This is a genomic window from Kocuria salina, assembly GCF_013368965.1.
GTDB lineage: Bacteria > Actinomycetota > Actinomycetes > Actinomycetales > Micrococcaceae > Kocuria > Kocuria rosea.
Window position 1 is genome coordinate 1 of sequence record NZ_SSSF01000024.1, and the last position, 14,652, is coordinate 14,652.

Consider the following 14,652-nt stretch of genomic DNA (forward strand, 5'->3'; position numbering starts at 1 on the left):
CAGCCGGTGCCGCTGCGTTTTCTTGTCGTGTTGTTCTGTTGTTGGATGGCGCCGGTGCCGGCGCCTGCTGAAAGGTTTTGCCGATGCTCGATTCTTCCTCGGTGGCACACCGGGCCATTCCGTCTTTCCCGTCGGTATCCACCACCCTGACCTTGCACCAGGCACTGGCCGACAGTGCGGATCTGCGGGAGTTCTTGGAGGAGTTCACCCAGGTCATGGCCGCGCACCTGAGTTCGGAGGGCACCTCGGTGTGGTGCGCGGTGACCTTGTTGCGCGACGGGCGGGTGGGCACGGTGGCCAGCTCCAACGCCCGGGCGGAAGTGCTCGATGAGATCCAATACGACTACGGTGATGGACCCTGTCTGACCGCGGCCCGCCAGCAGCTGATCGTCCACATCCCCGATCTGGCCCAGGGCCCGTGGCCGGCCTATGGGCAGGCCGCCGCCGCCCAGGGAGTGCGCTCGGCCGTGGCCGCCCCCTTCGATCTGCCCGGCCCGGACAAGGCGGCCCTGAACGTCTACGCCGGCACCGTCGATGCCTTCTCCGAGGAGGCGATCGCGGCGATCACCCAGGAAGTCGTGGCGACCTCCACGGCGCTGCGTCTGGCCCTGCGATTGGCCAAGCACCAGGACACCGAGAGCGACCTGGTGAGCGCGATGACCTCGCGCACCGCCATCGATGTGGCCGTGGGCATCCTCATCACCCAGCAGCACTGCACCCAGCCCGAGGCCTTCGACCTGCTCGCTGCAGCCGCGGCCCGGCGCGGGGTCAAAGTGCGCGAGCTGGCGGTGGAGCTCATTGAATCCACCACCGGGCACACCCCGACTACGCACTTCAACGCCTCCGAAGCCCCCTGGCCGGAGAGGAAGACCACCGACTGATACGCCGTGCTCCGCCCGGCCCTGCTGACTCACGGGCGGGGCCGGAAACGGGGGATTGGCAAGGGCGGGGGCCGGTGGTTATGCTCGTGGCTGGTCAAGTAGCTGACCGATCCATCGATCATGCTCAGCGAAAGACCTTTTTCATGCCTTCGTGCTCTCTCACGTCGCCTGCCGGCCTCCTGCCCGGAGCGTTGACCACCGGCCACCCCCAGCACCTGTCTGCTCAGCTTCTCGCGGTCGGAGCCGACCACCAGCCGGGCCTGTGCACCGTGTGGGCGGTGATCGCATGACCGGGCCCGCCGAGACCGGCCACCCCCCGGTGACGACCACCCTCGAGCGGGCCACCCACTTGGGCCCGGACGACCCGTTCCCCAACGAGCTGCTGGAACTGCCCCTGGAGCAGCTGCAGATCCTGCACAGCCGTATCTGTCGGCAGCTGGAACGGGAGTACCTCACCGAGCCGGAGGGGGCTCACCCCATCACCCAGGACCGGTTGCACGAGCTGCAGATCGAGTTCGCCTCCCGCCTGCTGCACTGAGCTGCCCGCACGGCGTCCAGCTCAGCCTGGCCACCGCGAACCGCAGTGTTACCGGAGACCTGGGCCTACTCGTTATCAACTTCACTAATCGTTGCCGTCATGTGTTGCTGGACAGTTCAGACTCTCTGCGCGCAGGTGAGAGAGGAAACTGTGCGCGTCGTCGTACTGGGGGCGCAGACCCCTCTGGGGCAGGAGGTCGTCGATGATTTGCTGTTCCGCGGCCACCAGCCCACCGCTGTCCTCGAGGACGCACCCGCGACCGGGTCGGCTCCGCAGCACCCGGTGAGCGTGGCTGTCGGAGACATCACCGACCCCGCCTGGTTGGACTCCACCGTCGCAGAGGCCGGAGCCGTGATCGACGTGCTCGCCGCGGCCCGCGGTCAGGCCGCCGCGGGTCGCGCCCGGACAGCGACCACCCACCTGGTGGGGGCCATGAGCGCCCACCAGGTGGATCGCTATGTCGGTTTCGCCCCGCAGCACCTCTACCCCGCCGCTGGAGACACCCCGAGATTCGCCCGGGTCCAGTGGGCTGTGCGCCGGACACTGCATCCGGCCGGCATCGCCTATACCCAGGACCGGTTTCGGATGATCACTGCCTCGCAGCTGAACTGGACGATCGTGCGCGCCCCCACCCTGACCGCTGGTCCCGCCCGCGGAATCCGTCACGTGCACCTGCGTCAGAGCGCCGGCCCTCGTGCCCCCGTGACCCGGATTGACACCGCCCGGTTCCTGGCCGCTCAGGTTTTGGAGACCAGCCTGTGGTGGACGAGTCCGGTGATCAGCAACTAGTGCTGGCTCGTGATCGAGAGCACCCAGGTGATGCCTACCAGGCCGGCCCCGGTGGTGGCCAGCACGAGCACCGCCCCTGTGGCGATCAGGACGAGCAGGCTCGCCCCGGCCCCGGCCGGGGCCTCATCGGTGCGGGCGTCATGACCGACGGTCACCACCAGCAACAGTCCGGCGATGACCAGCAGGGCCACCCCGAGCACCATCATCACGTTGTCTGTCCTTTCGTCGTCGTGGCGGCACCTCGTCCGCGGGGGCGTTGCGTGGCGACCTCCACGGTGAGCGGCGGGTCGACCGGGTCCTGCGGCGCCCCGTACGACTTGGCCCTGGGAACATCCGGAAGGGCCGGCGATGGGCGGGCCCCGAGGCGGTGGGCGCGTGCGCCACCGGTGCAGGCGGCGCGCGCAGGTAGGCGGGCAGTGGGGGTTCAGGCGGCCACCACGGGGCTTGCCTTCAGCGGCGGGACGGACGGTGTGGCCAGCAGGCTCGCGCCCCCCAAGTGCACCGGGTGGTGGGTGTTCACCCACTCGCGCAGCTGGTTCGGGTCATCGCCGATGGCCACCACCACCCGGGCCTCTGCCAGTGCTTCGGCCCGGGCCAGGGTGGCCGCGTCCGGGGTGTAGGCCAGCAGCACCCGGTCGAAGTGCCGGGCCTGCTCGGCCTGGGCAATGGTGCCCATGCGCACCCCGCGGCTCTTGAGCCGCCTCAGCTGCTCGATCTCAGGCATCCGCGACCGGTCCGGGACCACGATGGCCAACGACGCCCAGGACAGCGCCTCGCTGTGACTGAACACCCAGGCCGCGGCGTGGAACACCGCCACCCCCGCCGCCATCGGGGCGGCCGTATAGGCCCGCGGATTGGCAAACGACGCCCAAGGATCCACCGACAACGCTCTCCTCCACTCACCACCGCATCCGGATCGTCCCGAACACATTGATAAGCCTACTGCCTAAAGCGGTCTTTCTTCGTCTTGTGGTATGCAAGGGCAGATTTACCCATAAATTCTGCGTCGTAGTGCCGTCTATGGCCTACCCCATTCTCGGCCGGTGCCCTTTTTGTCCCCTGCGGCAGGGACAACAGGGTGTGGGAGATGGCCCTGACCCCTTCCCGGCGCGGATGCAGTCGTGCGTTCGGCCGCTGCTGTCAGGCCGCGGACCCGCACCCTGGGCGCGGCTGCGGGGACGTGGCCAGGCGTGAGGCCCGAGGTGTCGGAATTGGCCCGCCAGGGTTTGGGTCATCAACGGACAGGTCACACTGCGGGCGGGTCACCACGAGGTCGGGCTGTCGGGGGGTAGGTGGTCGGTGGCCCAGCGGTGCAGTTTGTGGGTGGCTTCGGGGGGCCAGTGCAGCTGCCAGGCCAGGGCCAGCAGGGATTCAGCGCTGAAGTGCCCCTCGTGGTGGTGGAGGTGTTCCAAGCGGTGCTGCAGCAGCTGCCACATCCGCGGTGAGGTGCACGCCCCGGACTGCAGGCGGTGGGTGAAGTAGACCATCACCCGGCGCACCTCGGGCACGGGCAGCACCACCTCGGCCGGGGCGAGTGCCGGCCCGCCCAGGTGCTCGGGGTCGAAGGCGTCCACCCACCCCTGGAGCACCGGGTGGTCCTGCGCTACGACCACGATGGCGGCGGCGGTGCTGGCCTCGGCCGCCACCAGACCCGCCAGGGTGGGCCGGTCCACGATCAGCGCACCCTTCCACCGGCACAGCTCACCGAGGTCTTCGGTGAAGCCCACCGTGGCGCCTCGGGTGCGGGCCAGGCGCAGGTACCGGGACTGGTTCAGGGCCGCTGGGTCCGGCAGCAGGATCCCGATCGAGACCCACTCCAGCGCCCCGGCCCGGGCGGCCACCCAGGCCCGAGCCCGGTCCATCCCCTCGCGCGGCGAGCCCGGGGCGGACACGTAGGCCCGGGGGCGCCCTGGTCGAAACGGTTGAGAGGACGACATGTGCGCGGTGTGTCAGAAACCGGCGGGCAGCACCGCGGAGCGGTCGAAGTCCTCGGTGGTGGCCACCACCCCGTCTTCACCGATCAGCGTCACCCCTTTGTCAGAGCCGCGGCGGCTGCCGCCGGTGATCTGCGCCCCTACATCGGCCACGACGTTGACCAGGCTCACCCCCGCCCCCACGTACACCCCGTCCAGCAGCACACTGTTGCGCACCGTCGCGCCTTCTTCGACGACCACCCCGGGCCCGAGCACCGAGTGCTCCACCACCCCGCTCACCACCGCACCGGCGGCGACCATCGAGGCGTGCAGCTGGGCTGCGCCGGTGATCCGCGCCGGCACCCGCTGCGGCTGGGCGGAGAGGATCGGCCAGGCAGGGTCATCGAGGTCCAGGCCCTCACCGTCGAGGATCTGCAGGTGCGCGGTCCAGTAGGACTGCAGGGTCCCCAGATCCATCCAGTACCCCTCCAGCCGGTGCTCGACCACAGTGCGGTGATCCACGAACCACGGCAGCAGGTCGTGACCGTAGTCCTCCAGCCCGTCCTCCTGCTCGTGCAGGTGCTCCAGGGCCTCCAGCAGCTGCTGGGCGTCGTAGAGGAACATCTCCCCAGCCACCAGCTGTCCCTTCGGTTCCTCGGGCTTGTAGTCGAACCCGGTGACCCGACCCTCCGCATCAGCCTGGACCACGCCGTAGCGGGAGGGGTCTTCGGTCACCTCGGTGGTGACCATGGTCAGATCCGCACCCTTGGCCAGGTGGGTGTCCACGACGTCGAGGAAGTTGATCGTATAGAGGTGATCGGCGCTGAGCACCAGCACCAGATCCGGGGCGAAGTCACGGATCAAGTCCTTCTGCCGGTAGAGCGAGTCCGCGTTGCCCTCGGCGAACCCCTCCCCCGAAGCCCCCTCATAGGGGGGCAGCACCTGCAGCCCACCGTGGGTCCGATCCAGATCCCAGGGCCGCCCGTTGGCCAGATGCACGTTGAGACTGTGCGGCAGGTACTGCTGCACCACCCACACATCCGAGATGTGGGAGTGCGCCAGGTTGGACAGGGCAAGGTCGATGAGCCGGTAGGTGCCTGCCACCGGCAAGGCCGGCTTGACCCTTTTCTCGGTCAGGGCCCCCAACCGGGAACCCTTCCCGCCGGCGAGGACCACAGCCAGAATTCGGGGAACACGCATGCAGAACTCCTTCTTCTCCACCCACCACCGGACCACCCGGCCGGCCGGCCCATCTAGGCCGATCCCGCACTGAGATCACCCCAGACCATGGTCCCGGTCCCACCGCAAGAGTCCGCCACCGTGGGCAGGTCCGGAACAACGCTGCTCTTTCACAGCCGAGGGCGCCGTCCCTCACTATAGTAAGCTAGCTTACTATAGTGAGGGGTTCTCCACCAGATCCCACCTCCGCTGGCTCTCGTGCTCGGCGCCCCACGAAAGGTTTCCCCCCTGTGCCCCATCTTCCCGTACTGACCTTGCACGACGGTCGCACCATCCCGCAGCTGGGCTACGGTACGCGGCTGGTGGCGGCCAGCATTGCCGAAGACGTGGTGGGCCAGGCATTGGCGGTCGGCTATCGCCACATCGACACGGCCATGAGCTACGGCAACGAGGAGGGTGTGGGCCGGGCCATCGGCAACAGCGGTGTCGCCCGCGACGAGATCTTCGTGACCACCAAGCTGTGGAGTATGGACCAGAGCCACGACGGCGTCCTGAAAGCCCTCGAGGCCTCGTTGGAGCGTCTAGGTCTGGACTACGTCGACTTGTTCCTTCTGCACAATCCCGCATCCCAGCGTGCGCAGTCCTTGCGGACTTGGAAGGCGTTCGGAGAGATCCGTGACAGCGGTGCGGCCCGGTCCATCGGCGTCTGCAACTTCTCGCAGCAGGAGCTCCAGGAGCTCATCGGCGCCACGGGCGTGGTCCCTGTGGTGAATCAGGTGGAGCTGCACCCTTACTTCAATCAGGACGTCCTGCGCGCCATCCACGCCTCCCACGGCATCCTGACCGGCGCCCGGTCCCCCCTGGGCCGGGGCGGGGAACTGCTCGAGGACACCGTCCTGGGCCGTATCGGCGATCGCTACGACGCCACACCGGCCCAGATCGTTCTGGCCTGGCACCTGGCGATCGGCAACGTGGTTATCCCCAAGACCGTCACCCCGCAGCGGATCCGCGAGAACCACGCCGCCCTGGACTTGCCCCTGGAACCGGCCGACGTCGATGTCATCACCGGGCTCAGCCGCGGCCTGCGGATCGACCCGGGCCCGACCACTGTCGACAACGGTTGATCCCGCACCCGCTGAGGTCTCGACGCTCCATAGAGCCCTTCCTCAGCCGGTGCCGGTTTCTTGGAGATCCATTCTCTGGAGGATCGTGGCGGAAATTTCTTCCACGGACATGAAGGCTGAGTTGAGGTGGGGGATGTCGTTGAGGGCGTACATCTGCTGGGCGTTGCGCAGTTCCCAGGTGCATTGGGGCAGGGAGGCGTAGATGGTGCCCGGGCGTCTTTCCTGGCGGACCTGGCTCAGTCGCAGGGGTTGGGAGGTGAGTCCGAAGCACTTGGTCGCGTAGGCGGCGATGGGTGCCGGCAGGGACCGGTGGGCGAAGTCTTCGTCGACTAGGGGGAAGTTCGCGGTGCGGATGCCGTGCTGCAGGGCCAGGTACATGCTGGTGGGGGTCTTGCCGCAGCGTGAGGGGGCGATGAGGATCAGATCGGCCCGTTCCAGGGCGCGGATGGATTGCCCGTCGTCGTGTTCCATGGCGTACTCGACGGCTGTCATCCGCGACTGGTAGCGGATGGCGTCGCCAAGCCCGTGGGCCCTGCCGGGTTGAGGGTTCGCGGTGGTGTGCAGGGCGGCTTCGAGCTGGTGGATGTGGGAGCCGAAGAGGTCCACGAAGTACCCGGCGCCAGCCTCGAGGATGCCGCGCAGGTGCGGGTCCACGACGGTGGAGAACACCACGGTGGTGCGCCCGGTTTCCGCAGCGGTGGTGATCCGGGCCGCGACCTGGTGGGCGTGGTCGGCGGTGGTGAGGAAGGGCACGGTGTGGCGTTCGAAGCGCTGGGCCGGGAACTGGGTGATGAGGGTGTTGCCGAGGGTCTCGGCGGTGATGCCGGTGCTGTCGGAGACGAAGAACGCCACCGGGCAGGAGTCGGTCACGGGTGCCTCCGCTGTCTTCTCGTCGGGATGTCCGGTGGTCCGCGTGGGGGGTGGGGTTGGTGCCCTGGTCCTGGCGCCGGCGGCACCAGGACCAGGGTGCTCACACGGCCGGCTGTGCTGTGGTAGCGGCCAGGGCCAGCCAGGTGTCCACGACGGCGTCGGGGTTCAGGGACACGGAGTCGATGCCCTGGCCCAGCAGCCAGGCGGCCAGCTCGGGGTGGTCGCTGGGGCCTTGGCCGCAGATCCCGACGTACTTGCCGCGCTCCTTGCAGGCGGTGATGGCCATTTCCAGCAGCTTCTTCACCGCCGGGTCGCGTTCGTCGAAGGAGGAGGCGACCAGGGCGGAGTCGCGGTCCAGGCCCAGGGTGAGCTGGGTGAGGTCGTTGGAGCCGATGGAGAACCCGTCGAAGTGCTCCAGGAACGCCCCGGCCAGCAGGGCGTTGGCGGGCAGCTCGCACATCATCACGATCTCCAGCCCGTCCACCCCGCGGTGCAGGCCGTTGGCGGCCAGCAGCTCGATCACACCTTGGGCTTCGTCGAGGGTGCGCACGAAGGGGACCATGAGCTTGATGTTGGTCAGTCCCATGGTGGTACGGGCGTGGACGACCGCTTCGCACTCGAGCTCAAAGGCGGCCCGGAAGCTCTCCGAGAGGTACCGGCAGGCGCCCCGGAATCCGAGCATCGGGTTCTCCTCGTCGGGCTCGAACTGCGGGCCGCCGAGCAGGTTGGCGTACTCGTTGGACTTGAAGTCCGAGAGCCGGATGATCACCGGCTCCGGGGCGGAGGCGGCGGCGATCGTGGCGATGCCCTCGGCCAGGCGCTGGATGTAGAACTGGCGGGGTCCGGGGTAGGCGGCGATCAGCTCCCGGATCTGCCCGGCGACCTCGGCGGGCGGATCCGGGGACCCGTTTTCCACGGCCAGCAGGGCCAGGGGGTGGATGCCGATCTGGCGGTTGATGATGAACTCCAACCGGGCCAGGCCCACCCCGTGGTGGGGCAGTTGAGCGAAGGAGAACGCCTGCTCGGGGGTGCCCACGTTCATCATCACTTTCAGCGGTGCTTCGGGCATCGCGCCCAGGGTGGTCTCCTCCACGGTGTAGTCCAGCAGGCCCGCATAGACCAGGCCCGCCTCGCCTTCGGCGCAGGAGACCGTCACCGGGTCCCCCTCGGCCAGCGCTGTCGTGGCGTCCCCGGCGCCCACGACGGCGGGGATGCCCAGTTCCCGGGCGATGATCGCCGCGTGGCAGGTGCGCCCGCCGCGGTCGGTGACGATCGCGGCGGCTTTCTTCATGATCGGCTCCCAGTCCGGGTCCGTCATCGAGGCCACCAGGACATCCCCGGCCTGGAAGGAGGCCATCTGCTCGACCGACTCCAGCACCCGTACCCGTCCGGCGCCGATCCGTTGGCCGATGGCCCGCCCCTCGACCAGGACCGTGCCGGTCTCGTGGAGCCGGTAGCGGGCCACGGCCCCGGCCCCGCGGCGGGAGACCACGGTCTCGGGGCGGGCCTGCAGGATATAAAGGTTCCCGTCGGTGCCGTCCAGGTCCCACTCGATGTCCATCGGACGGCCGTAGTGCTCCTCGATCGCCACCGCGTAGCGGGCCAGCTGCTCCACCTGCGCATCGGTGAGACTGAACCGCCCCCGCTGCTCATCCGGCACGGGCACGAATCCCACGGTCTCCCCGAGCTCCTGGGAGTCGGTGTAGGTCATCTGCAGGGCCTTGTCTCCGAGCCCGCGCTTGAGCACCGCGGGCCGCCCCGCGGCCAGGGCCGGTTTGTAGACGTAGAACTCGTCCGGGTTCACCGCCCCCTGCACCACCGCCTCCCCCAGCCCGTAGGAGGAGGTGATGAACACCGCGTCGGTGAACCCGGACTCGGTGTCCATGGTGAACATCACCCCGAGGCGCCGACGTCGGAGCGCACCATCCGTTGTACCCCGGCCGAGAGCGCGACCTCGGCGTGGGTGAAGCCGTGGTGGACCCGGTAGGCGATCGCCCGGTCGTTGTAGAGGGAGGCGAAGACGTCCTTGACCGCCGCCAGCACGTTCCCCACCCCGCGGATGTTGAGGTACGTCTCCTGCTGTCCGGCGAAGGAGGCGTCGGGCAGGTCTTCGGCGGTCGCGCTGGAGCGCACTGCCCAGGACACCCCTGCCGGGTGGGTTCCGGCCAGCTTCTCGTAGGCATCCCGGATCCCGGCCTCCAGCCTGGCCGGCAGCGGTGCGTTGCGGATCAGCGATCGGATGTGCGCACCGGCGGCGGCCAGGGCGGTCACGTCGGCGGTGTCCAGGCCCTCCAGGGTCTGGGCGATCCGGTCGTCCAGGCCGTCGGCGGCCAGGAACTGGCGGAACGCGGTGGCTGTGGTGGCGAAGCCACCGGGGACCTGCACCCCGGCGCTGCTGAGGTTGCGGATCAGCTCACCCAAAGAGGCGTTCTTGCCGCCGACCTCCTCGAGGTCGGAGAGGTCGATGTCGGTGAAAGGAAGGACAGAGGTCAAGGAGAACTCCTTCGGTGGGCGCCGCCCGGGCGGGGTGCCAGTGGATTGAAGATCGGTTCTGCCCGCCGGGCCGGCCGCAGGAACATCAGCGGTCAGGGCCGACCAGCTCCTGCCGGGACAGGGGGCCCAGAGCAGGGGGCAGGGGACGGGGTGGTTCGGGGTTGTGAAGGGTTCAGTTGGTGGGGCGCAGGACCAGCAGCAGGTCCCCACCGGTGACCTGGGTGACCCCGGTCAGTGCGACCCGGGCGACCGTGCCGCCGGTGGGGGCGGTGATGGAGGCCTCCATCTTCATGGCCTCGATGGTGGCCACCTGCCCGCCGGCCTCCACGGTGTCGCCCTCGGCCACCGTCACGGTCACCGCCCCCGCGAACGGGGCGGCCACGTGGCCGCGGTCGGCGGGGTCGGCCTTCTCGGTCTCGGGCACCGAGGAGGTGATCGAGGTGTCGCGGACCTCGATCATCCGGGGCTGGCCGTTGAGGGTGACCATCACGGTGCGCATGCCCTTGTCGTCCGGCTCCGAGATGGCCTGCAGGGTCACCAGCAGCCGCACCCCCTTGCCGAGGGAGATCACGTGCTCCCGGTCGGAGGTCAGCCCGTAGAGGAAGTCCCGGGTGTGCAGCACGGTGACGTCGCCGTACCTGGCCCGGACCGCCTCGTAGTCCCGGGTCGGGCCGGGGAACAGCAGCCGGTTCAGCGTGGCCCGCCGGGTCGCGGAGTCGGCGGCCAACGCGGTCGAGTCCTCCTCGCTGAGCTCGGTGACCCCGACACGCACGGTGCGGCCCTCCAGAGCCTTGGAGCGGAACGGTTCGGGCCACCCGCCGGGGGGAGTGCCGAGCTCCCCGGCGAGGAAGCTGATCACCGAGTCCGGGATGTCGAACTTCTGGGGGTTCGCCTCGAACTCGGCCGGGTCCACGCCCATGCCCACCAGCTGCAGGGCGAGGTCGCCCACGACCTTCGACGAGGGGGTGACCTTCACCAGCCGGCCGAGGATCGCGTTGGCGGCGGTGTACATGTCCTCGATCGCCTCGAAGCGCTCCCCCAGGCCCAGCGCGATGGCCTGCTGGCGGAGGTTGGACAGCTGCCCGCCGGGGATCTCGTGCCGGTAGACGCGCCCGGTCGGGGCGGTGAGCCCGGACTCGAACGGGGCGTACATCCGGCGGATGACCTCCCAGTAGGGCTCCATCGCGGAGATCGCCTCCAGCGGGATGCCGGTGTCCCGCTCGGTGTGCTCGAGCGCCGCGACCAGGGCGGAGGCCGGGACCTGCGAGGTGGTGCCGGCCATCGAGGCGTCGGCGACGTCCACGGCGTCGACCCCGGCGTCGATCGCGGCCATGAGGGTGGCCAGCTGCCCGCCAACGGTGTCGTGGGTGTGCAGGTGCACGGGCAGGTCGAAGCGCTCCCGCAGCGCGCTCACCAGCTTCGCGGCCGCGGCCGGGCGCAGCAGCCCGGCCATGTCCTTGATCGCCAGCACGTGCGCCCCGGCCTCGACGCACCGGTCGGCGAGGTCGAGGTAGTAGTCCAGGGTGTAGAGCTGCTCGTCCGGGTCGTTGAGGTCCCCGGTGTAGCACAGGGCGACCTCGGCGACCGCGGTCCCGGTCCGGCGCACCGCCTCGATCGCCGGGGCCATCTGGGAGACGTCGTTGAGCGCGTCGAAGATGCGGAAGATGTCCACGCCGGTGGCCGCGGCCTCGGCCACGAACGCGTCGGTGACCTCGGTGGGGTACGGGGTGTAGCCGACCGTGTTGCGCCCGCGCAGCAGCATCTGGATCGGGATGTTCGGCATCGCCTCGCGCAGCAGCCGCAGCCGCTCCCACGGGTCCTCGCCCAGGAAGCGCAGGGCGACGTCGTAGGTCGCCCCGCCCCAGGCCTCGACCGAGAGCAGCTGCGGGAGGGTGTGGGCGTAGGCCGGGGCGGCGGCCAGCAGGTCGCGGGTGCGCACCCGGGTGGCCAGCAGCGACTGATGGGCGTCGCGGAAGGTCGTGGAGGTCACGGCCACGGCCTGCTGGGCCCGCAGGGCCTTCGCGAAGCCCTCCGGGCCCAGCTCCTGGAGCCGCTGCCGCCACCCGTCCGGCGGGGTGTGCGCCGAGGGCCCGTCGAAGGGGGAGCGCAGCGGCTCGTCCTGCTTGTCGCCCGGGTAGTGGGGGAGCTTGGTGCGCGGGTCGATACCTTCCACCCGGGGGCCGTGGGGCTGATTGACGGTGACCTCGGCCAGCCAGGTCAGCGCCTTGGTGGCCCGGTCCCCGGAGATCTTGCCTTCGAGCAGTTCGGGGCGGGATTCGATGAAGTCGGTGGCGACCTCTCCGGCGAGGAACTGCGGGTCGGCCAGCACGGCCTGGAGGAACTGGATGTTGGTGGCCACCCCGCGGATGCGGAACTCGGCCAGGGCGCGCTGGGAGCGGTGCACGGCGGTGGCGTAGTCGCGGCCGCGGCAGATGAGTTTGACCAGCATGGAGTCGAAGTGGGGGGAGATCTCCGCCCCGGCGTAGACGGTGCCGCTGTCCAGGCGCACTCCGGCGCCGCCGGCGGAGCGGTAGGCGGAGATCTTCCCGACGTCGGGGCGGAACCCGTTGGCCGGGTCCTCGGTGGTGATCCGGCACTGCAGCGCCGCGCCCCGGACCGTCAGCGACTCCTGGGCGATGCCCAGGTCCGCCAGGGTCTCCCCCGAGGCGATGCGCAGCTGCGAGGCGACCAGATCCACATCGGTGATCTCCTCGGTGACGGTATGTTCGACCTGGATCCGCGGGTTCATCTCGATGAACACGTGCTGACCGGCCCGCTCCCCGGCCGTGTCCACGAGGAACTCCACGGTCCCGGCATTGACGTAGCCCAGCTCTCTGGCGAACTTCACGGCGTCGGCGTGCAGGGCCTGACGGATGCCCTCGTCGAGGTTCGGGGCCGGGGCGATCTCGATCACCTTCTGGTGCCGGCGCTGGACGGAGCAGTCGCGTTCAAACAGGTGCACCATCCCGCCCTCGTTGTCGGCGAGGATCTGCACCTCGATGTGCCGAGGCCGCAGCACGGCTTGTTCGACGAACATGGTGGGGTCCCCGAAGGCGGTGTCGGCCTCGCGCATCGCCGCCGCCAGGGCTTCGGGCAGCGCCTCAGAGGTCTCCACCCGGCGCATGCCGCGTCCCCCGCCGCCGGCCACGGCCTTCACGAACACGGGGAAGCCGATCCGCTCGGCCTCCCCGAGCAGGTAGTCCACCTCCGAGGAGGGGGCGGAGGAGTCCAGGGTGGGGATCCCGGCCCGCTGGGCGGCCTTGAGCGCCGCGACCTTGTTGCCGGCCAATTCCAGGATCTCGGCCCGTGGGCCGACGAAGGTGATGCCCTCCGCGGCCGCCGCGCGGGCCAGGTCCGGGTTCTCCGAGAGGAACCCGTAGCCGGGGTAGATCGCGTCCGCCCCGGACTCCTTGGCCACCCGGATGATCTCCGCCACGTCGAGGTAGGCCCGCACCGGGTGACCCTCCTCCCCGATCTGGTAGGCCTCATCGGCCTTCTGCCGGTGGATCGAGTTGCGGTCCTCGTACGGGAACACGGCCACCGTCTTGGCGCCCAGCTCGTAGGCGGCCCGGAAAGCGCGGATCGCGATCTCGCCGCGGTTGGCGACCAGGATCTTGGAGAACATTGACACCCGTTCCGCACCTGGGCGCTCCATTGGAGGCCCGGGTGCTGTGTTGTGAATTTCTGACAAGGTCAACTGCGAAGGAGAAACGGCCGGGCACGGCAGGGGCCGCCGTGCCCGGGCAGGGCAGACCCGGGCCCTCGGGGCCGGGGTGCCGAGCGGATCCGCGACGGTGCGTCTGCGCGTGCTGCGGTTCACGCGCCGTCCGGGCCTGTCAGCCGAGCAGGATCACGTCGAGCGTCCGGGGCCCGTGCACGCCTTCGACGCGTTCGAGCTCGATGTCCGAGGTCGCCGAGGGCCCGGAGATCATGGTGACCGGGGCCGTGGGCTCCACCAGGGCGAGGGCCTCGGGGATCAGCTCCACCACCGTCTCAACCGGCACCACGCAGATGTGGTGGTCGGGGACCAGGCTGATCGCCCGGCGGCCCTCGTCGGGACGGCCGGTGAGGAAGATCGTGCCGGTCTCCGCGCAGGAGACGGTCGAGGACGTCACCACCGCGTCCACGGCGTTGAGCTCCCGCACCCCCAGGGCCGAGGCGTCGCGGGCGTCATTGGGATCCACCAGCACCCGGCGGGCGGCGGTGTCCTCCGGCAACCAGGCGGTGTCCAGACCGGTCGGGACTACATACCGGGCGGAGACCCCCAGCAGCTGGGCGATCCGCCCCGGCAGGGACGCGGGGGTCTCGTGGTGCACCGCGGCCTTGTAGTCGACCAGCCGGTCCACGAGCATCTCGACGACCTCCTCAGCCGCACGCTCCGAGACGCGGCGATAGGTGCGCTGCGCCGGTGCAGGGGTAGGCGCGTCGTGCAGCGCCCCACGGATCCGGTTGAGGATCTCGGTCTTTGCCTCGCTCATCGTGCTCCCCCGTCGTCTTCGGTGTCGGTCTCGGCCCCATCCGGTGCGGTACTGCCCGCATCCGGGCCGGTGGCCGGGCCGCCGTCGGCGGCCACCCGTTCCTGGGTCTCCTCGGCGTGCTTGGCCCACCAATGGCGGAAAGACTCCTTCGGCGGGGCGGGGATGTCGCGCTCATCGGTCCAGCCCCCGGCGATCCCGGGCAACCAGGAGATCGCCCGATCCTTGCCCGCCACCGCCCTCCCCAACGGCAGACCCTTCTCGGCCAACCCCATCCGGGTGCCCGAGGACATCACCACCGAAGCGCCCTTCATCATCAAATCCATCTGGGAGGGCACCCGGGGGGTGGGCTTGCTGCGCACGTCCTCGTCGCGCAGGTGCACGAGGATT

At 69.7% G+C, this 14,652-nt stretch carries 13 protein-coding genes and 1 pseudogene; 4 read left to right on the plus strand and 10 right to left on the minus strand.

The annotated features are described in order from the left end of the window. On the minus strand, nt 1-217 hold a 217-nt coding region (locus tag E7Z53_RS20570), incomplete at its 3' end, for a hypothetical protein (protein WP_255219712.1). Between E7Z53_RS20570 and E7Z53_RS19360 the strand changes: the two genes are divergently transcribed. The 3 genes from E7Z53_RS19360 to E7Z53_RS19370 all read left to right on the plus strand — a co-directional run bounded on the left by E7Z53_RS19360 (nt 216) and on the right by E7Z53_RS19370 (nt 2,208). Continuing rightward, nucleotides 216-881, plus strand: a complete 666-nt coding sequence (locus tag E7Z53_RS19360; protein WP_255219713.1) for a GAF and ANTAR domain-containing protein — start codon at nt 216-218, stop codon at nt 879-881. The genes E7Z53_RS20570 and E7Z53_RS19360 overlap by 2 nt on opposite strands. Before the next feature lie 286 nt (nt 882-1,167). Continuing rightward, complete coding sequence (locus E7Z53_RS19365; protein WP_176338628.1) at nt 1,168-1,419, plus strand: hypothetical protein; 252 nt, start codon at nt 1,168-1,170, stop codon at nt 1,417-1,419. A gap of 150 nt (nt 1,420-1,569) precedes the next feature. Continuing rightward, on the plus strand, nt 1,570-2,208 hold the full coding sequence (locus tag E7Z53_RS19370; RefSeq protein WP_176338629.1) for an NAD(P)-dependent oxidoreductase: 639 nt from the start codon (nt 1,570-1,572) through the stop codon (nt 2,206-2,208). On the opposite strand, the gene E7Z53_RS19375 is transcribed toward E7Z53_RS19370, so the two are convergent. From E7Z53_RS19375 to E7Z53_RS19390, 4 genes are all read right to left on the minus strand, one after another. Then, the gene (locus E7Z53_RS19375) at nt 2,205-2,417 is read right to left on the minus strand and encodes a hypothetical protein (protein ID WP_176338630.1); all 213 of its coding nucleotides are present in this window, start codon (nt 2,415-2,417) and stop codon (nt 2,205-2,207) included. The genes E7Z53_RS19370 and E7Z53_RS19375 overlap by 4 nt on opposite strands. Nucleotides 2,418-2,632: 215 nt before the next feature. After that, a complete protein-coding gene (locus E7Z53_RS19380; RefSeq protein ID WP_176338631.1) occupies nt 2,633-3,088 on the minus strand; it encodes a hypothetical protein in 456 nt (151 codons plus the stop codon). Between the two features lie 382 nt (nt 3,089-3,470). Continuing rightward, nucleotides 3,471-4,070, minus strand: coding sequence for a hypothetical protein (locus tag E7Z53_RS19385; protein WP_176338632.1), 600 nt, complete (start codon nt 4,068-4,070; stop codon nt 3,471-3,473). An 87-nt stretch (nt 4,071-4,157) separates the two neighbouring features. Further along, complete coding sequence (locus tag E7Z53_RS19390) at nt 4,158-5,321, minus strand: glucose-1-phosphate adenylyltransferase family protein (protein ID WP_176338633.1); 1,164 nt, start codon at nt 5,319-5,321, stop codon at nt 4,158-4,160. Nucleotides 5,322-5,590: 269 nt separating this feature from the next. Between E7Z53_RS19390 and E7Z53_RS19395 the strand changes: the two genes are divergently transcribed. Further along, a complete protein-coding gene (locus E7Z53_RS19395; protein WP_176338634.1) occupies nt 5,591-6,424 on the plus strand; it encodes an aldo/keto reductase in 834 nt (277 codons plus the stop codon). Between the two features lie 42 nt (nt 6,425-6,466). On the opposite strand, the gene E7Z53_RS19400 is transcribed toward E7Z53_RS19395, so the two are convergent. The 5 genes and pseudogenes from E7Z53_RS19400 to E7Z53_RS19420 all read right to left on the minus strand — a co-directional run. Next, nucleotides 6,467-7,294 carry a pyruvate, water dikinase regulatory protein gene (locus E7Z53_RS19400; protein ID WP_047804236.1) on the minus strand — a complete coding sequence of 276 codons (828 nt, stop codon included), beginning with the start codon at nt 7,292-7,294 and terminating at the stop codon, nt 6,467-6,469. A gap of 100 nt (nt 7,295-7,394) precedes the next feature. Continuing rightward, nucleotides 7,395-9,787: pseudogene (gene ppsA, locus E7Z53_RS19405) on the minus strand (phosphoenolpyruvate synthase). A gap of 172 nt (nt 9,788-9,959) precedes the next feature. Then, nucleotides 9,960-13,412: a pyruvate carboxylase gene (locus tag E7Z53_RS19410; RefSeq protein WP_176338635.1), complete on the minus strand. Its 3,453-nt coding sequence runs from the start codon at nt 13,410-13,412 to the stop codon at nt 9,960-9,962. A gap of 211 nt (nt 13,413-13,623) precedes the next feature. Next, entirely contained in the window at nt 13,624-14,265 is a 642-nt protein-coding gene (locus E7Z53_RS19415) for a LutC/YkgG family protein (protein WP_176338636.1), read from the minus strand. Continuing rightward, nucleotides 14,262-14,652, minus strand: a 391-nt coding sequence (locus E7Z53_RS19420; RefSeq protein WP_176338637.1) for a lactate utilisation protein LutB domain-containing protein, incomplete at its 5' end; no start/stop codon positions are given. The genes E7Z53_RS19420 and E7Z53_RS19415, both read right to left, overlap by 4 nt.